A 19,401-nucleotide genomic window follows, 5' to 3' on the forward strand; every position below is an offset into this window, starting at 1 on the left:
CTGGCATTTGTGAAAATTTGTTAAAGAATAATGACCATCACAATGTAGAAAGGATCAGAATAAATTAATTCCGGCATTCCATCCTATCCATCCGCTGAGCCTGTTATTATTGAACATATTTCTTTTGGCAGCACTATGTATAGCGGGGTTTTTATAGCCATCAACAGCTGCTGTTTGATTACTGTAGTATAATGTAAAAGCCGGACCGGCAAAAAGTGATATCTTTTTCCCTATACTTGCACTAAACTGGAGATTAAACCGGTTTAAAAGGTTGGTGTATTCCCATTCGCCAAGATATGCCAGCGAAGTGCTTAGTTCCGGGTTTACAGATAACCAGGGCAGCAATTTTATGTCAGTGCCTAGTCCATATCCTGCGGTATACAGTTTCCCGTTTTTGTTACCTGCATTTGTTCCTGCCTGCAGAATGCTATATAATTTGCTGCTGCCTGTTTTAAAAGCAATATTCATATTGGTAGTTTCATTGGTATATATGGAAAGTTTGTGATAGCCTTTAAGCACAATATTGATCAATCCTATGGTATATCCATCAGAGCTGTCTGTAATATTTATCAACCCAATCTGAACACCGTTTAACTTTCTTGTATAATTTACTATACCGCTTAACTGGATACCATCCACTTCTTTTTTGTTGAAATTGCCGACGCCTGATAACTGCATGCCTTTTAACCTGCCTTTATTATGATTGCTTACTCCGGCCAGTTGAAGACCGTTTACATCATGGCCTGTAATGTTTGATACCCCGGCTATCTGTGCTCCGGTAACATTACTTTTAACATGATTGGATACTCCGCCAACCTGTATGCCATTCATTTGCTGCAATACGGTATTGTGCACACCTGCCACCTGCACTCCTTTTGCGTTGCCACCGGTAAGGTTAAATACACCGGCTGCCTGCACAAACTGTGTATTCTTCCTGTTTATATTGAATATGCCTCCAAGCTCTGCTACTTCCACGCCGCCGGTATATCCCCCCAAAACGTTGAAAGAAAATTTGCTGATCACCTGGCTGCTCATATTTCCATTAGTGCTTAATCCCGGCACTATTGACACTTGTATCGATTTCTCCGTAAAAAAATCCCTGATATTCAGACTTTGGGCTTTTTGCTTTGCTGTTAAAAAAAGCCTGGCCAATCGTGTTTGTTCAACAGCCCGCTGCCTTTCAATATCGGGTATATTACCGGTATCCAGCCTTGGAATTTCCAGTCCGTCGCCTGTAGTTTGGTAAATGCTGGAAGTGGATTGAATGTTAGCGTTTACAACAGGTATCAGCGCTATTTCAAGCTGCATATTATATGCCGGACGGATGGTTACCGTAGTATCCTCAAAAAAATCTTTGCTTACAGATAATGAAGCAGAACGGTGCCTGCTTTTAAGTTTAATAGAAAACTTTCCCTGCGCATCGCTAAGTGAAGACACAAGGTGCAGTGGTTCATAGATGCTGGCGTTGCTTATCTTTTCTCCTGTTTCTCCGTTAACAATATAGCCGGTAATAACAATATTGTTATCTGTGCCAGGGCTTTGCTGCACAATTGATGTAAGCTTTATTGCTACAAGCCTGAGTATAATATAGTTCCCGCTTTCCTTGTATTCATAACCGCTGCCCAGCAATTGCGTCAGCGCTTCCCTGATGGTATAATACCCTGCTGTAAGATTAACAAGGCTGTCTCTTTTAATAATATTACTGCTATAGGAAAAATTAAACTCAGCGCTGTTGCTGATGATAGCTAAAGCATCATCCAGTCGCTGTTGCCTGATGTTAGCGTATATTTCCCTGTTCAATATATTTTGTGAGAAACTATTGAATGCAATGAAGCATAACATACACCATAACAGGTGTCGCCTGTTTCTTTTAATATTCATATCCCGTCTTTAAAATTATTGTAAAATAATATCGTCTCCTTTTTTTATAACCTTTAGCAGCAGGGTTTGAGAAAGCACTTCAAAAATGGTATCCAGTGATTCATTTTTGAAAGTAACATTCAGCGGCATATTTCTTAACGCCTTCCGTTCTATAATGATATTAGTGCTGTATGCTTCATTCAGTTTATCAACCAGTTTCCACAGCGGTGTATTATCGCAAACAAAAGTGTTACTTACATAGTAATTAAAAAGCTGGTCGGTGCTATTGTTTTTTTCCATTGGGGCAGCGTTTCCAGCTATGGTTGTTTGTTCTCCTTTTTTTAACGCTATTATTTCCTCGCCACGAATAACCTTTACTATACCTGAACGAACGATCACCTCCACTGTTGAATCGCCGGCTTTAATATTAAATGAAGTACCCACTACCTTAACTTTTACATTGCCGGCATCTATAATAAAAGGTTTGTTTTTGTCTGCGCGTATATCAAAAAAGGCTTCACCTTTTAACCTGACATTCCTTTGTTTTTTGTTAAAGACTGCCGGGTATGAAAGCTCCGCTTGTTTATTAAGCGTTATTACCGATTTGTCCGGCAGGGTATCTGTAATTACCTGGTTAAAAGCATTCACTACAATTTCTTCTCCACTCCTGCTTTTTGCATTATTAATTAAGTATACTATTGAAGCTCCGGCGATTATTATGATCATGGCCGCAACCAGCTTCCACCAATGGAACCTTATAATGTGGACCGGAGCAGAGGACTGAATGCTGTGCAGGAATTTATCCCATGCTGCATTTTCATTAACTGCTATGCTGTTATATCCGGCAACATTGCTTTCGTTCCATATAACAGAGAGTTGTTCAAAAGAGTTGCGGTTCTCTTCGCTGCTGTCTATCCATAAAAGCATTTCAGTAACCTCGGCAGGAGAAGCTTCTCCTGCAAGATATTTTGCCATCAGCTCATTCATTTTATCGTTTTCGGCCTGCTTCAATTTTTACGTTTGTATGGTATATAAACTAAATACTATCATGCAAATAATGATGGAAACTATCCGGTAAGCATAACTATCCCAATTGTTATTGACAGGTATTCTGCAAGCCTTGCCCGCATCAGGCGCAAAGCTTTGCCCATCTGCACCTCTATGGTTTTAACGGAAAGCCCAAGTTTATCAGCTATTTCCTGGTATTTCAGTCCTTCAAATCTGCTCATCCTGAAAACAATGCCGCACTGCTCAGGCAACGCATTCAATGCTTCATGTATGTGCGATCTTAATTCTTCGCCAAGCACTTTGGCTTCGGCATTATCTGCATGAGCAGGCAGTTGTTTTGCAATATATTTTTCGTGTACCGATCTCACCTGCTGATGCTTCAGGTAATTAAGACAGTAATTATAAATCGATTTATACAGGTATGCTTTTATGGAAATATCTATTACCAGCGTATCTCTGTTGCCCCACAGATTTAAAAACACCTGTTGCACTATTCCTTCTGCAGCCGGCTCATGTTTAATAAGTGTGCACGCATAACCAAACAATTCTTTGTAAAGAGTTTTAAAGATTGTTTCAAAAGAAGATGCTGTTACTGCAGACTTAGTATCCTTACTCCCGGTTTGTGCTTGTTTCACCGTTGCTTTCTTATATCCTGTATCAAAGATAGTCGCTTCCAGTTAATACCTTTTATTATATGACAAGCGAAGGAATAGATACCCTTATCCTGGTTTAAAAATTAATGATGAGGAAATAATTGCTAAAACTGATCTGAGCCAGCCTCCCTGCATTTCAAGTACTTGCTATTTGTTAAAACCTGTTAAAGCGCTTACCTGTTTGCCGCAGAAATTCCGTGGTTAATCGCAATTAATTTTCCTGCATAATTTTTCTTGCAATTTTTGTTGCTCAAAGCGGATGATTTTAATAGTTGCCGCATCACTATTTTTTAAATACCCTTTATATGCAATTCAAAAACATGCTATCATTAAAGTTTATTTGCGCCTGTGCAATTGCAGGCATGATGTTTACAGGTTTATACAGTTGCTCAAAAAATGATGTAACGGGCGATGATGATACAGACGGCGGCTCCGGTACCGTTACCATTGATGAAACGGCTTATACTTCCGGCACGGCTGAAGGCTCAACAGAAACCGGCGCGGATGAAGATGACCTCGTAGAGAACAGCACATTTAGCAGTACTGTATCTATTGATTTTGGAACTTCGATAACCATAACCAACCCGCTCTCTGCTTCAGGGGTTACTGTTACGCAAACAGGATCTGATGTAGTGATCACTTCTACCGTTAAAGAAGTGGAATATGTGTTGAGCGGAACTACAACCGACGGTTCAGTAAAAATCTATAGTGATAATAAATTTAAGCTTACATTGAATGGCGTTTCTATTACAAACGCAGATGGCCCTGCGATAAACATTCAATCATCAAAAAGAGCATTTATTGTGCTTGCGGACAATAGCACCAGCTCGCTTACCGATGGTGCAACATATGCTACGGCTACAGGTGAGGAGGATATGAAAGGTACACTGTTCAGCGAAGGGCAGATCATATTCAGTGGAGCGGGCAGTCTTACTGTGAAAGGAAACTACAAGCATGCCATCTGCAGTGATGATTATGTGCGTGTGCGTTCTGGTAATATTACCATCAGCGGCGCTGCAACAGATGGCATACATACGAATGACGCCTTTATTGCAGATGGCGGAACCTTATCTATTAAGGCTTCAAGCGATGGCATAGAAGCAGAAGAAGGGTTTATTATTATCAACGACGGCACATTTACATTGGATGTTGCTGATGATGGTATTGCTGCTTCTTATGAAGAAAGCGATGCGTCCATAACACCTTATGTAACGATAAATGGCGGCACTATTACAGTTACAACCAGCGAAGGAGAGGGCATTGAAAGTAAAAGCGTGTTGACCATAAATGACGGCAATATAGCTGTGCAAACGGCAGACGACGGATTAAATGCAGGCGATGCGATTTATATTAACGGAGGCACAGTGTATGCATACAGCACAGGTAATGACGCGATGGATTCCAACGGCACATTCACGGTAACAGGCGGTAAGGTAATTGCCATTGGCGCCAGGTCTCCCGAAGCCGGTATTGATTGTGATGCAAGAACAGTTAAAATTACCGGAGGCCTTGTAATTGGTACCGGAGGCGCAACCAGTGCGCCAAGCGCAAGCGTATCAACAACATATTCGGTAATAATGGGTGGTGGCAATGCCAGCCAGATCATACACATAGAAGATGCATCTGGCAAAGAAGTGCTTACGTTTTTAAGCCCTACCACATATACTACCATGCTTTTTGCAAGCACTAAGTTAAGTGCAGGCACTACATACAAGGTATATACCGGTGGAAGCGTAGCATCCGGCGAAGAAACACACGGTGTGTATACCAGCGGAACATATACGAAGGGAACATCTTCTGCAAGCTTTACTACCAACAGTGTTGTTACGCAAATTGGCGGAACGATCAGCAGAGGATAATATAGCTATATATAAGGTGTATTTGTTTGGTTGTGTCTGAATGTGCAGTCTTTATGGCTGCACATGTTTTTTTAGATCATTATTGCCGGGTCGTTGGGTATTGTTGTGCCTGTGGCCAGCTCTTTTATATTCTGTAACGTTTTAACCGCTATCTGGCTAAGCGCTTCTTCCGTAAAGAAGGCCTGGTGAGCTGTTACCAATACATTAGGGAAGCTCATCAGTCGCTGTATAATATCGTCTTCAATAATGCTTGCGCTCAGGTCCTTAAAAAACAATTTCTCTTCCTGTTCATATACATCTATACCGAGATAACCAATGTGCCTTGATTTAAGCGCATCTATCGCATCTTCTGTATTGATCAGTTTACCTCTGCTGGTATTAATGATCATAACGCCCTTTTTCATGCTGCTGATGGAAGCAGCGTTTATGAGGTGTTTGGTTTTATCATTAAGCGGGCAATGCAATGAAATAATGTCAGACTGCTGTAAAACTTCTTCCAGCGGCAAATAAGTAACACCTGCTTTAATAAGCGTTTCATCCTGCGCAATATCAAAAGCCAGCGCCTTACAACCCAGTCCCTGCATAATATTGCAAAACGCTTTACCTATATTGCCTGTGCCAACAACGCCAACTGTTTTACCGTGAAGATTAAAACCCAGCAGCCCATTCAGCGAAAAATTCTGTTCTCTTACCCTGTTATAGGCTTTATGTGTTTTCCTGTTCAGTGTAAGGATCATAGCAAGGGCATGTTCAGCTACCGCTTCGGGTGAGTATGCCGGAACACGGCAAACCCTCAGCCCATATTGTTTTGCGGCTTCCAGGTCTACATTATTAAAGCCGGCGCAGCGCAGGGCTATGATCTTAACACCCTTTTCAGCCAATACCTTTATCACTTCAGGAATCACCCTGTCGTTTACAAAAACGCACACCGCACCTGCTTTATCAACAGCATTTACAATATGCGGGCCGAGATGCGTTTCGAAAAACTCCAGCTCAAAGCCATGATCAGCATTATATTTATTGAAAAAGATCTTATCGTATGGTTGGGTGGAAAAGAATGTAATTTTCATAAAACAAAAATAGGGAAGAAAAAATGATGAGGAAAAGCAACACTCCTGCAATTTCTTGTGTCAGCGCCGTAATACATCAACTATAGTTTCGCTCTTGTATATGAAATGCACATCCCTGTTCCTTTTCTTTTTCATTATCTCCTGCGAGGTTAAAGCCCAGTATGCGACTGATGAAAAACCCTTGATCCTGAAGCTGGATATGCTTACCCTGGTCAATGATCTTACATTTCCTCTCGCCCAGCTTTCATTAGAAAAAAGATTATCAAAACACTTTTCCCTCTCTCCCGAAGCAGGCATTCAGCCTTATGCGCCAAGGCTGTCAAAGCTGGACACAAGTATGGTAAAATGGAATGGCTTCCGTGTTGGTATTGAGGGGAGATATTACGGACTGTTCAGGAATTACAGGAATTACAATAAGCCGAACAGGGCATGGGCAGAAAAATATCTTTCATTGAATATTTTTTACAGGCAAAACAGGTATAATTCTTCGGCTCAGTATTATAAACCCAACGATGCTGTTTTATATAATGATTCTTTTGCAGCATACAAAAAAGCCTGGGGCATTAATGCCATTTTTGGTATCCAGGTAACAAAGAAAAGGTTTGTGGCTAACTTTTATGGCGGCATCGGACTCTTAAGCAGAACAATTAAAAACAGGTTCCGGGAATATGATTATATCACAGATGAGTTAGAACAGCCTTCAGATATTACAATAAGCGGAATTAAACAAGGCGCATCATTTCAGGAGAATAGCGGAACAATTGGCAATATAGTTTTAGGCATCAGGCTTGGATTAAGATTGTAGTTGATAATTCGTGTAATTGAATCATCTTTATCAACTAATAGCTGCTTATGAAATATTTAATTGTTACGCTAACAATAATATGGCTTTCACCATTTGGAACTAAAGCACAAGGATTTCCAAGGGTAATGCCAGTCGGCATAGAAAATGATACTTTAATTAACAGCAGCGCAATTTTGCGTAAAGCCGGCATAAAAGAAATACAAACTGTAAATTCAAATTCGAGGATTGTTAAAACTTTTGATACTCAGAATCGTACTATAAATACCAATGGGAAAGTAAATAAAACAGTTACCTGCTTTTGGAAAGAAAACTCCACCCAGGTTGCATTTTGTGATAGTGATACGGTGATATACAATGCCGATGGTAGAATAATATTTAGGAAACATACTTTTAAAAATGCTTTTATAGTGTATAAAGGAACGCCGATGAATGAATATGAATGGGAGTACATTACGTTGAGCCAAATTGAATCTAATGCGCCTGATTCCATAATTGAACATGAAAAATATAATGAGAAAGGACAAATAATTTATTTTAAAAGCGAAAATTCTGACAGGGTGCTTTTTAATAACAGATACTATTATGATGCTGATGGTTTTTTAGATAGTATCTCGGAAGGGGATAATCAAGGGTATGTATTTAAAAAAATAATAAAAGGCAATCGGAAAATTATTGAAACAGGAAAGCCCGATGGCGATAGATATAGTTGGGAGTATAATACGCTAGGGCAATGTATACAATTCAAATATCTTGTAAAACACAAGCCCAGCATACAGTTCGTAAATAGGCATAAAAAGGATATTAAACGCATTACGCAATATTACTATAACGAGGATGGCACGATAGCGAAAATAGTTCACAGTGGTAATGATATTAAGGAATACACCATCAGTTATACTTATATAAAATAATTGCCGAAGCCCATAGCAACGGTTCGGAACCCGGCATTATATTGCTCCGGATTAATATTACGCCGCTCTGCGGCTTTCTAATATATTGTTTTTGGCTTACTGCAAATATCAAGGTGTGCTGCACCTGAATTGCGCTGAGATATAATTCAATATTAAAAAGTAGTTATTTGTGTATACAGGTAGACACCGGGCGGCTTCTTGTAAAGCAGAATAGCAGCGCTGTAGAATAATGCTAAACTATATTAATTACCACATCGGCTTTCAATAAAGTCAGGCTCACATTTCCACACTTCCACATTATTTCTCCCATTTTCAAATTTTCAAATTCCCTCATTTTCAAATTCCCCTTCCATATACTTCAGCAACGTCTTTCTTGCATTATTCTGCACAGCTCTTTTCATAAAGCCTGTCCAGCCAAATAAAGCGCCTTTCCAGCCCAGCGCCTGGCTAATCCATGTGCTTAAACGGAAAGCATCGCTGTGCTCAACGATTTTACCATCTTTCAGTTTCATGTAGGCTTTAACGTTATTAACCACTTTTCTGCCGGTTTTGGAAAAGATATAGCTTGCCTGCCATTTGCAGGTGGCATATTCTTCATCCAGCAATGCTATATCCGAAAAGGTTAAAGAAAACCCCTTCGCGTTTTTACAAAGCATCTCCCACATGCATTTTACCTGGTCACCTTTCAGCAACATAAATACAGGATCGCTGAATACAATATCATCACTATAGCAGGCATTCATGTCGGCGAAATCTTTTTGTTGAAATGCTGTATAAAACCGTTCAATTATTAGTTTGTTATCCTGCATAAAAAAGAAAAATTATAAAAACAAAAGGGGTGATATTTGTCTTCAAATCTACACATTACATGAGAAGTATTGTTGTTTACCTGCTTGTTTTGTTTTTGCCTGTTTACCTCTTTGGCCAGAAAGATGCGGATTCTGCATGGATAAGAGAAAATTACGTGAAGACCGAGCATTATATAACGATGCGTGATGGTATAAGGCTATATACTGCAGTGTATACGCCAACAGATACCACACAAACCTACCCGGTGCTTATGCAGCGCACGCCATACTCCTGCCGCCCCTATGGTAAAGACAATTACAGGAGAAGGCTTGGTCCAAATGTGTATCTCATGAAGGAGAAATATATTTTCGTGTACCAGGATGCAAGAGGCAGGTACAAGAGTGAAGGTAATTTCAGGGAGATGACACCGTACATTGAAAACAAGCAGTCAAACAAAGATGTAGATGAATCAAGCGATACCTATGATACAATAGAATGGCTGTTGAAGCATACCGGCAATAACGGGCGTGTTGGTATATATGGCATTTCATTTCCCGGGTTTTATTCTTCCGCTGCGTTGCCGGCCGCACATTCTGCATTAAAAGCGGTTTCTCCACAGGCGCCTATGTCTGATGAGTTTATCGGTGATGACTGCAATCACAACGGCGCATTTTTTTTACTGGATAATTTTGGGTTTTACTCCCGCTTTGATGGACCCAGGATCAATAATGGAGAAAGCTATAAGCCATTCTTTGAAACAGATTATAAAGATGCTTATAAATTTTTTCTTGAGCTTGGCCCGTTGAAGAACGCCAATACTTCAAAATATTTTTATGACAGCAACAGCACATGGAGACAAACAGTGAAGCATGACACTTATGACGGGTACTGGCAATCGAGAAATATACGCAGGCACCTGAAAAATATCAAGCCTGCTGTGTTGGTAGTGGGTGGGTGGTTTGATGCGGAAGATCTATTTGGTGCATTAAAAACCTATGCTGCAATTGAAAAACAATCTCCGGGAAACGATGCAAGATTGGTAATGGGCCCATGGACGCACGGCGGCTGGGCTGCTCCCTCATGGAAATCTTTTGCGGATTATCATTTTGGCTCAGACCTGAATGTGTTTTACCAGCAGCAGGTAGAAACGCCTTTTTTTAATTATTATTTAAAAGATAAAGGCAATTTTCAACAGCCGGAAGTAATGGTTTTTGAAACAGGTGCTAATGAATGGAAAACTTATAATACCTGGCCACCTAAACAAAGCAACCTTGTTGTATATTATTTCAATAGTAACAAACAAATTACAAATGATAAACCTGTAAATGGAGAAGGCGTAACATCGTATGTGAGCGATCCCAATAATCCTGTGCCATATACTGATGGTATCTGGGAAGACAGGAATAATAAATATATGGCAGAAGATCAACGCTTTGCTGCCAGGCGTGCTGATGTAGTTTATTTTGAAACAGCAGCTTTGCAGGATGATATAACATTAACCGGTGAAATTGGTGTTAACCTGTTTGTATCAACCACCGGCAGCGATGCGGATTTTATTGTAAAACTTATTGATGTATGGCCGGATGGTGCTTATTTATCAAAACCTGATTCGGCAACAGACCCTGTATCAATGAGCGGCTACCAGCAAATGGTAAGGGCTGATGTGTTCAGGGGAAAATTCAGGGAAAGTTTTGAGCGCCCCGTTCCTTTTAAAAAAGGCACAGTTGAAAAAGTTTCTTTTAACTTAAATGAAGCAGCGCATACTTTTAAGAAAGGACACCGGATTATGGTGCAGGTACAAAGCAGCTGGTTTCCGCTGGTTGACAGAAATCCGCAAACATTTGGCTATATACCAGGCATGGATAAGAAAGATTTTAAAAAAGCAACTATCAGTATTTATCACAATGCAGCATACAGCAGTAATATTGTTTTGCCGGTGATGAAAAAGTAGTGTATCCTTGATATATTTCCTGCGACGAACTCCGGTGTTCGCCGCGGCAGAGCAGGATTTGCTACACAAAGAGCCACAAAGTTACACAGAGCGTTTTATAATTCTTTGTGACCCTTTGTGTATCCTTCGTGTACCTCTGTGAAATAACCAGGTTGCTACACCGGAATTATTCGTGATAATGAGTGTGATTCGTGGCTAAAAGTGTACGCAATCATTATATCAAAGAATCCCCGCAATCGTTTTTAAACAGCTTCTTAATTTCTCGCGGCGGACGCAGCGATAAAGTCTTTTCTTTACGCTCACTGTATGAAATTTTCTTTTCAACTTGCCTCAATAGAAGATATAATGATAGTACAGGCTTTTTCAATCTCTTCATTACTGATGTTCAGTGGTGGCGCGATCCGTAAACAATTGGCAGCAAATAAAAACCAGTCTGTAAGTACACCGTTGACAATGCAGGTATCAATGATTTTCTTATTGGTTTCATAACTATCAAACTCAACAGCAATTAATAAACCGGCAGACTTTATTGATTTTATTTTAGGATGCTTTAAAAGTGATAGAAATAATTGCTCCTTTGCTTTTACCGGTGGAATAATATTTTCTTCTGCTAATACTTTCATAGCAGCTAACCCTGCTGCGCAGCAAACGGGGTGACCACCAAAGGTAGTGATGTGGCCAAGCACAGGATTACTGGTCAAACTCCACATGATGTTTTTATCTGCAGTGAAAGCGCCGAGCGGCATGCCGCCGCCTAAAGCTTTGCCAAGCAATACAATATCCGGCACAATCTCAAATTGTTCAAAACCCCACAGCGATCCGGTTCTGCCGAAGCCGGTTTGTATTTCGTCGAGGATAAGCAGCGTGCCTGTTTCGGTACATTTTTGCCGCAATGCCTGCATCCATTTTTTTCCGGGCGCTATTACACCTGCTTCAGCCTGTACGGTTTCTGCAATTACGCATGCCGTATTTTCTGTAATGAATGTAAGATCATCGAAAACATTATAATCAAGATGCAAAACATCCGGCAACAAAGGGCGATAGGCGTTACGCCAGTATTCATCACCCATGATACTTAATGCGCCCTGGGTAGAACCGTGATAGGAATTTTTAAAAGCGATAATTTGCGTACGGTTAGTATACCGCTTGGCTAACTTCATAGCACCTTCAACTGCTTCAGCACCTGAGTTAGTAAAGTATACTGAATTAAGCGATGCAGGAAGATGTTGTGTCAGATAATGCGCATATTGCACTTCTGGTGTTTCAACCAGTTCTCCATATACCAGTAAATGCAGGTATTGATCTGCCTGATGTTTTATGGCTTCCACCACTTTCGTGTGACGGTGACCAATATTGCATACGCTGATGCCTGCAATTAAATCAATGAGCTGTTTACCTTCGGCATCCCATAATATGCTCCCTTCTGCTTTTACTATTTCAAGCGCTAATGGTGCAGGAGAAGTTTGTGCTACGTGTTGAAGAAAAAGTTGTCGTTGGTTCATGCAGCGCAAATATCGGTACTAATCGAATAAGTAATGGGTCTTAACATTTACCGGTTGTTTTCCAAATTTTCGCATAGTTATGATTGCAGGCAAAGTTTTCGTACGCATTAGTCTTACTCATAGGTAATCAGGACCCCTCCTTAGGTCGGGGTGACAAGCTGTAGTACAATATTCAGCATCAGGATAAATGTTCAACAATCATACTATGGCTCAGCATAAATCCCAAAGCTTGTCACCCCGACCTAAGGAGGGGCTAAGGCATATTTTATCATACGAAAAATTGAAACTCCCTTCCACAGCGTACAACATTTCTATACCAGTATCCACAACGGCATGAGGCGAAAAGCCAGGAATTAAACGAATTTTATAATGTATTAGCCTACTAGTTAAATTTTCTCGCCAGTGTAACCGCCTGCTTAAATTTCTTCGTCTTTCCCTGCAGATTATATACTTCAACCAATACTACATAAATACCCATCCCTAACCTTTGATTTTTTTCATCCAGCCCATCCCACTTAAAAAAGCCGCTTATGCCGCATAGTCCATTGCGCACTATGTATTTAACCGCTCTTCCGGCACCATCAAACACGGTAATATTGCATATATAGCCGGGAGATGGAAATGCATAATTGATCACCAGGAAATCATTATACCCGTCACCATCCGGAGAAAAAACAGGCGGGTCAATTTTGATATCTCCTTTTACTGTTGCCGCCGGCATCAACTGTGAATTTTGGTAACCCGGTGTACCATGACCCGCACTTGCCGCGGCAGAATGCCAGTTGTTTTTATTTTGGGTTAATACTTTATTGTCTATTCTTTCCAATGCCACGCCACCATAATTACTGATGAGTGGAAAATGCCAGTCTTCTGCATATACCAGTTCATCAATGATATCTCCCTGCACATTTAACACAACAATATCACCACTGCTGTTGGGCAATGCAGGCATAGAAGCAACCTGCAACAATGCGTTTTCATCTTTTATTATATAGTTTTTCTTTACAGCTTCAATATCGCCACTCAATACTTTGTATGCTCCCGGAAAGAATATCATATCTTCTTCGCTTAGCCTTTTCAGTGCGTTAAGGTTGCCTGCGCTGTTTCTTGTAGCGATAAACAGTTCCTTTATATTAATGGCATTAGGACTGTGGTTATATAGCTCAACATATTCCGCACCGTCATCCGGCGCATTAAACAATACTTCATTAATAATAATATCATTAGTACCGGCAATTGTAGTTAACGCAAGATTTGCGGTGCCAGTTGCTGTAAGATTTTGCCTGCAATCAGTAATATTTTTTACTGTCAGGCTATATGTTTTTTGTGGAGATAGCTTGTTCAACAGTGTAAGCAACACGGTATTAAACAGCGGAGCCTGCGGTTCAGCTTTAACTATAGTATTACCATCTAACTGGTAGTTATTGATATTGGATGAAATCGTACTATCAACCGGTTCGGAAAAGCTAATGGAAACATGCAGGCTATCAGTAGTGAATACACGCAGTATAGCGGGACTGTCTGTATCGGGATTATTGCCTGCAATCGAGTTTCGTAATCCCGGCGTTCCGCCTTTACTATCGATACTCGCCTTCCAGTTGCTTTTTCCACTGCATGGGTTTTTTGCATCAATCATTTCAAGCGACCATCCTTTGTCAGCTTTAACTTCATTGCCATACCAGCTTCTCTCGTATCCCACGGCATGTATCAGTTCTGCTGAAGCAGATCGTAAAATAAGCATATCTCCATTTATACGCAGCGCTGGAAAATTGGTAACGCTTATAACGTTTGCAATAGTTGAGAGTAGGGTTTTGCCTGAGGAAGGGCTTATTACAATAAAACTATCCGGCTGCAGCATAAAATCCGTATTGATTTTTGCTGTGCTGCTGTTGTCGCTGATTGTGCAGTTACGAAGATTAAATGCCGTGGACGAAGCATTGTGGAGTTCAATATATTTTGCCTCCGGCAACCCTGGCGAAGAAGAGGGGTTAGCCATTATTTCGCTAATCACGATATCGTATCGTTGTTGTGCAAACGTTTGTATTGTGCAAATCATGCACATCAATAGTACAGCGGTGCTTTTCATAGTATTGAAGGTAATAAAATTGCTCTTATTTATCTATCTTCAACGCTTATTACCCGGGAACACTATTCGTTCTTATAATGAACCATTAAGGAATTAAGAAAATTAAGTAAAACACCTTAATATGCCTTAACTTCTTAATGGTTTTCAAAACAGACATTATTTTTTACGAACTAAATGTTGTTCCTGTTAATAACTCATTTAATGTCTTCAGGAGAACCAAAAACTAACGCGCATTTATCCAGGACACTCGGCCCGCTTATGTTATGGGGGCTTGGAGTGGGGTATGTAATATCCGGCATGTACTTTGGCTGGAACCTTGGTCTTGCAGAAGGCGGAACCTATGGTTTGGGATTAGCTACCATCTTCATTATTATTTTATACATCACCTTTACATTTTCTTATACCGAGCTGGCCTGTGCCATTCCAAAAGCGGGTGGTGTATTTGACTATGCAACAAGGGCGTTAGGAAAAGATGCCGGCTTTATCGCGGGTATGGCACAGATCATTGAATTTGTTTTTGCCCCGCCTGCCATTGCCGCTGCTATCGGGGCATATTTTCATATTTTCTTTCCGCAGGTACCGGTTACCGTTATTGCAATAGTGGCATATATTATTTTTACCAGCCTGAATATATACGGCGTAAAAGCAGCAGCCACATTCGAGTTGGTCATTACCATTCTTGCTGTTGTTGAGCTGCTCATTTTTGCAGGCGCTACGCTTCCGCATTTTGAATGGAAAAATGTAACAGAAAATGCATTTCCCAATGGTATTAAAGGCGCGTGGGCTGCCATACCATTTGCCATCTGGTTTTTTCTTGCTATTGAAGGTGTAGCTAATGTAGCGGAAGAAGCGGTGAATCCACAAAGGAATATCTTGATCGGTTTTGGTTCGGCTCTGCTGACGCTTATCATCCTTTGTATATTAACTTTTCTATCATCTGTAGGCGTTGCAGGCTGGGAAGCTATCGTGTATCCGTCACCGGGAGCTGAGCCATCAGACTCACCTCTGCCGCTTGCCTTAGCAAAAATTACCGGCAACAGCGGATGGCTGTATCATTTATTAATTACAATTGGATTAATGGGACTGGTAGCGTCCTTTCACGGCATTATACTCGCTGCAGGCAGAGCAACATTTGAATTTGGAAGAGTTGGGTATATTCCCCTGGCTATTGGCAAGGTGCACCGCAAATTCAAAACACCGGCCAATGCTTTGCTTATTAATATGGTGGTAGGCATCATTGCTTTGCTTACCGGCAAAACATCTGAAATTATAACCATTGCCTGCTTTGGTGCGCTTACATTATATATTTTTTCGATGATAACAGTATTGGTATTGCGGAAGAAAGAACCGGATATTGAGCGCCCTTTTAAAGTGCCTTTTTTCCCATACTTCCCTTACATTGCTTTGATAATTGCCATAATTTCGCTGATTGCAATGACTACCTTAAACCTTACCGTTGCAATGATCTATTTTGGTATCCTGCTTGCTGGTTATATATGGTTTCATTTTTTTGTAAAAAAATAAAATATGCCTTCGGTTACATCAACTTCAGCATTGCTTAAACAGCTTGCCGATAAAAAAATGCAGAAAGTAAAATTAGCTGTAACAGATATTGACGGCGTGCTGCGCGGTAAAGTCATCAGCTTTGAAAAATTTAAATCTATCGCGGAAAGCGGTTTTGGTTTTTGTGATGTGGTATTTGGCTGGGATGCGGGTGATGTGGCTTATGATAATGCCGCTATTACCGGCTGGCATACAGGCTACCCGGATGCTATGGCTGTGATTGATATTAAAACCTGCCGCTATATCCCCTGGGATAATGATATCGCTTTTTTTCTTGCAGATTTTGATACGAAAGAAGCTGCTTCTGAAATCTGCCCCAGGAATTTATTAAAGAAAGTTAATGCGCAGGTGAAGAAAGCTGGTTATCACGCTTATTGCTCACAGGAATTTGAATGGTTTAACCTGGTTGATAATTCCGATGAATTATATGCAGGAAAATTCCGCGACCTGAAACCAATGACCAACGGCATGTTTGGTTATTCAGTGTTAAGAGCATCCCAACGCAATGCGTTTTTTAATGACCTGTTTGATCTGCTGAAAAAATTTGACGTGCCGCTTGAAGGAATACATACAGAAACAGGACCGGGCGTGTATGAAGCTGCTATTACTTATTCGGATTCGCTGGAGGCTGCAGACAGGGCTGTATTGTTTAAAAGCAGCGTGAAGGAAATTGGTTACCGCCACGGTGTGCTGCCTACATTCATGGCAAAGTTTAATGAAAACCTGCCGGGTTGCAGCGGGCATGTGCACCAGAGCCTCTGGTCTGCTGACCTGAAACAGAACCTGTTTTACGACAAAAAGAAAAAACATAATATCAGCGCGCTAATGGAAAGTTATATAGCAGGGCAATTATATTGTCTTCCCTATATATTGCCCATGTTTGCGCCTACGGTTAACAGTTATAAAAGGCTGGTGGAAGGCGCCTGGGCGCCCACAACGCTGACCTGGGCGGTAGATAACCGCACAACAGCTTTGCGTGCACTGCCGGCTGGTGAAAAATCTGCGAGACTGGAAACAAGAGTGGTGGGTTCTGATTCTAATCCTTATCTCGCCATTGCTGCCTGTCTTGCTTCGGGATTATATGGTGTGAAGAAAAAACTGAAACTGGAAACACCTGTTACTATCGGCAATGGCTATGCGAATAAAACCAACGGTGTGTTGCCATCCAATTTATGGCAGGCTACACAGGCTATGAAAAACTCCGACCTGGCTAAAGAGCTTTTTGGTGAAACTTTTGTAGCACATTTTACAGCCACAAGAGAATGGGAATGGCGCCAGTTTTCAAAAGTAGTGACGGATTGGGAGCTGAAGCGGTATCTGGAGATTATTTAAGGTGATAGCTTTCGGCTTTCAGCTATCAGCCGTCAGCTATCAGGTGAAAGGTTTATAATTTATCGGTTCAGGCTGATAGCTGACAACTTATTTCAAATTTCAAATTCGATATATGTCATTCGAAAAAATTCATCAGTTTAATTTTCCTACCACTATACGTTTTGGTGCGAATGTAGTAAAAGAATTACCTGCCTATTTAAAAGCAAATAATTTAAAAGCACCGTTAATTGTTACCGATCCTAATGTAGCGCAACTGCCGTTTTTTAAAGAAATTGTAGCTGACCTGCGGAAGAACAATATCAGCGTAGAAGTGTTTTCAGATATCCACAAAAATCCTGTGAAATCAGATGTGTATAAAGGCGTTGATCTGTGGGATGCCACCAACCGCGACAGCGTGGTTGGTATTGGTGGCGGCGCCGGGCTGGATGTTGCCCGTGCCATACTCCTGCGCATCAACCACCGGGAAGATCTGTTTAAGTATGATGATCTTATAGGCGGAGACATATATGTTACCAATGATGTTCCGCATTTCATTACTATACCTACCACTTCCGGTACAGGCAGTGAAGTTGGCCGCAGTGCTATAATAGCTGATGATGAAACACATCAGAAAAAAATATTGTTCTCTCCCAAGTTATTGGCGCAAACTGTATTTGCGGATCCTGTGCTTACCATGAATATTCCCGCGCCTATAACCGCGGCTACAGGCATGGATGCGCTTACACATAATATGGAAGCATTTCTTGCAAAAAATTATCATCCTATATGTGATGGCATTGCTTTGCAGGGTATGAAACTGATACACGAATCGCTTGAGACCGCTACCAATAAACCTGATCTTGAATCAAGGAGTAAAATGCTGCTGGGCTCAATAATGGGAGCAATTGCGTTTCAGAAAGGATTGGGTGTAGTGCATTCTTTAGCACACCCACTTTCTTCATTACTCGATACACATCATGGTTTGGCAAACGCAGTTAATATTCCGTACGGGATGGAATTTAATATTGCAGGTTTTGAAGATAAGTTCAGAACAATTGCCAGAACGCTGGAACTGGAAAAAGACAATGGAGAGGCAGTAGTTCAGTATTTGTTCGATCTCAACAGTAAAATAAATATACCGCACCATTTGCGTGATATAGGCGTAAAAATGGAACATGTTGAAACACTCGCCGACCTGGCATTCGCGGATTTTGCACATCCTAATAATCCCAAGCCGGTATCAAGAGAAGACTTTAAACAACTTTATTTAAAAGCTTTGTAATGCGGCAAAAGATTGTAATTGGTGTTACCGACTGCAGCAAATATTTAAAATACAGCAACTGGATTTTGGGGCATAGTGAGGCTGTTGAAGTGATACAGCTAAGCCATTGGGCAAATAACTTTGAAGATATAGAAAAGTGCCAGGGTATATTACTGACCGGTGGCGAAGATGTGCACCCTAAATTTTATAACAAACCCGAATTATATAAGTATTGCTATGAAACAGATATTAATGAAGCCCGGGATGAATTTGAATTGAAAGTGCTGCAATATACGGAGGCGAATAACATACCGGTGCTGGGCATCTGCCGCGGGCTGCAGATAGCAAATGTTTTTTTTGGCGGAACACTGATCCCGGATATACCCATTTGGGGAAAATTCAATCATTCAAAGTTACCTGATGATTCAGATCGCTATCATAAAATAACAGTTGATCCCTCTTCCTGGTTGTATACTATTATTTATAAACAGGAAGGAACTGTAAATAGTAATCACCACCAGAGCGCAGATATCATTGGAGAAGGGTTGGTCGTTTCTGCCCTTTCACCAGATGGCGTAGTAGAAGCACTGGAAAGAAGATATCCCAAAGGCAAATCCTTTTTATGCCTCGTGCAATGGCACCCTGAGCGATTGAACGATCCGGAAAGTAACTTTGTAAAAAATATCAGGGCGGCTTTCGTTGAAGCAGCAGCAGGATAGTTACAAGTTGCGGGTTACAGGTTTCAGGTATTTAAACTAAAAGCCTGTAGCGA

Annotated in this window: 15 protein-coding genes; 8 read left to right on the forward strand and 7 right to left on the reverse strand. The window is 40.9% G+C overall.

Going from position 1 to position 19,401, the window contains the following annotated elements; genetic code table 11:
- Positions 1 to 54: 54 nt before the first annotated feature.
- Genes DC498_RS08800 through DC498_RS08810 form a run of 3 tightly spaced genes read right to left on the reverse strand, consistent with a single transcriptional unit; the run spans position 55 to position 3,503 of the window.
- Positions 55 to 1,881: an STN domain-containing protein gene (locus DC498_RS08800; protein ID WP_133176802.1), complete on the reverse strand. Its 1,827-nt coding sequence runs from the start codon at positions 1,879 to 1,881 to the stop codon at positions 55 to 57.
- 15 nt (positions 1,882 to 1,896) lie between these two features.
- The gene (locus DC498_RS08805) at positions 1,897 to 2,871 is read right to left on the reverse strand and encodes a FecR family protein (RefSeq protein WP_133176803.1); all 975 of its coding nucleotides are present in this window, start codon (positions 2,869 to 2,871) and stop codon (positions 1,897 to 1,899) included.
- A gap of 56 nt (positions 2,872 to 2,927) precedes the next feature.
- A complete protein-coding gene (locus tag DC498_RS08810; protein WP_116873780.1) occupies positions 2,928 to 3,503 on the reverse strand; it encodes an RNA polymerase sigma-70 factor in 576 nt (191 codons plus the stop codon).
- Positions 3,504 to 3,826: 323 nt separating this feature from the next.
- Here DC498_RS08810 and DC498_RS08815 point away from each other — a divergent pair, with 323 nt between their 5' ends.
- Complete coding sequence (locus DC498_RS08815) at positions 3,827 to 5,380, forward strand: carbohydrate-binding domain-containing protein (protein ID WP_116873781.1); 1,554 nt, start codon at positions 3,827 to 3,829, stop codon at positions 5,378 to 5,380.
- A 71-nt stretch (positions 5,381 to 5,451) separates the two neighbouring features.
- On the opposite strand, the gene DC498_RS08820 is transcribed toward DC498_RS08815, so the two are convergent.
- Complete coding sequence (locus DC498_RS08820; RefSeq protein ID WP_116873782.1) at positions 5,452 to 6,450, reverse strand: 2-hydroxyacid dehydrogenase; 999 nt, start codon at positions 6,448 to 6,450, stop codon at positions 5,452 to 5,454.
- 100 nt (positions 6,451 to 6,550) lie between these two features.
- Between DC498_RS08820 and DC498_RS08825 the strand changes: the two genes are divergently transcribed.
- Positions 6,551 to 7,255 (forward strand): hypothetical protein, encoded by a 705-nt coding sequence (locus DC498_RS08825; protein WP_116873783.1) that lies wholly within the window; start codon positions 6,551 to 6,553, stop codon positions 7,253 to 7,255.
- A gap of 47 nt (positions 7,256 to 7,302) precedes the next feature.
- On the forward strand, positions 7,303 to 8,166 hold the full coding sequence (locus tag DC498_RS08830) for a hypothetical protein (protein WP_116873784.1): 864 nt from the start codon (positions 7,303 to 7,305) through the stop codon (positions 8,164 to 8,166).
- A gap of 320 nt (positions 8,167 to 8,486) precedes the next feature.
- On the opposite strand, the gene DC498_RS08835 is transcribed toward DC498_RS08830, so the two are convergent.
- Positions 8,487 to 8,975, reverse strand: a complete 489-nt coding sequence (locus tag DC498_RS08835) for a nuclear transport factor 2 family protein (RefSeq protein WP_116873785.1) — start codon at positions 8,973 to 8,975, stop codon at positions 8,487 to 8,489.
- A 59-nt stretch (positions 8,976 to 9,034) separates the two neighbouring features.
- On the opposite strand from DC498_RS08835, the gene DC498_RS08840 reads away from it, so the two are divergent.
- Positions 9,035 to 10,906 carry a CocE/NonD family hydrolase gene (locus tag DC498_RS08840; RefSeq protein WP_116873786.1) on the forward strand — a complete coding sequence of 624 codons (1,872 nt, stop codon included), beginning with the start codon at positions 9,035 to 9,037 and terminating at the stop codon, positions 10,904 to 10,906.
- Between the two features lie 320 nt (positions 10,907 to 11,226).
- On the opposite strand, the gene DC498_RS08845 is transcribed toward DC498_RS08840, so the two are convergent.
- Both DC498_RS08845 and DC498_RS08850 read right to left on the reverse strand, forming a co-directional pair.
- On the reverse strand, positions 11,227 to 12,408 hold the full coding sequence (locus DC498_RS08845; protein ID WP_116873787.1) for an aspartate aminotransferase family protein: 1,182 nt from the start codon (positions 12,406 to 12,408) through the stop codon (positions 11,227 to 11,229).
- Positions 12,409 to 12,790: 382 nt separating this feature from the next.
- Positions 12,791 to 14,464, reverse strand: coding sequence for a lamin tail domain-containing protein (locus tag DC498_RS08850; RefSeq protein WP_165813799.1), 1,674 nt, complete (start codon positions 14,462 to 14,464; stop codon positions 12,791 to 12,793).
- A 231-nt stretch (positions 14,465 to 14,695) separates the two neighbouring features.
- Here DC498_RS08850 and eat point away from each other — a divergent pair, with 231 nt between their 5' ends.
- The 4 genes from eat (at position 14,696) to DC498_RS08870 (ending at position 19,348) form a co-directional block, all read left to right on the forward strand.
- The gene (gene eat / locus DC498_RS08855; protein WP_116873789.1) at positions 14,696 to 16,018 is read left to right on the forward strand and encodes an ethanolamine permease; all 1,323 of its coding nucleotides are present in this window, start codon (positions 14,696 to 14,698) and stop codon (positions 16,016 to 16,018) included.
- Between the two features lie 3 nt (positions 16,019 to 16,021).
- Positions 16,022 to 17,389, forward strand: coding sequence for a glutamine synthetase family protein (locus DC498_RS08860; RefSeq protein WP_206197564.1), 1,368 nt, complete (start codon positions 16,022 to 16,024; stop codon positions 17,387 to 17,389).
- A gap of 112 nt (positions 17,390 to 17,501) precedes the next feature.
- Positions 17,502 to 18,650, forward strand: coding sequence for an iron-containing alcohol dehydrogenase (locus DC498_RS08865; RefSeq protein WP_116873790.1), 1,149 nt, complete (start codon positions 17,502 to 17,504; stop codon positions 18,648 to 18,650).
- On the forward strand, positions 18,650 to 19,348 hold the full coding sequence (locus tag DC498_RS08870) for a gamma-glutamyl-gamma-aminobutyrate hydrolase family protein (protein ID WP_116873791.1): 699 nt from the start codon (positions 18,650 to 18,652) through the stop codon (positions 19,346 to 19,348). Before DC498_RS08865 ends, DC498_RS08870 begins: the two co-directional genes overlap by 1 nt.
- Positions 19,349 to 19,401: the final 53 nt, after the last annotated feature.

It is taken from the genome of Terrimonas sp. (assembly GCF_003075435.1).
Taxonomy (GTDB): domain Bacteria; phylum Bacteroidota; class Bacteroidia; order Chitinophagales; family Chitinophagaceae; genus Agriterribacter.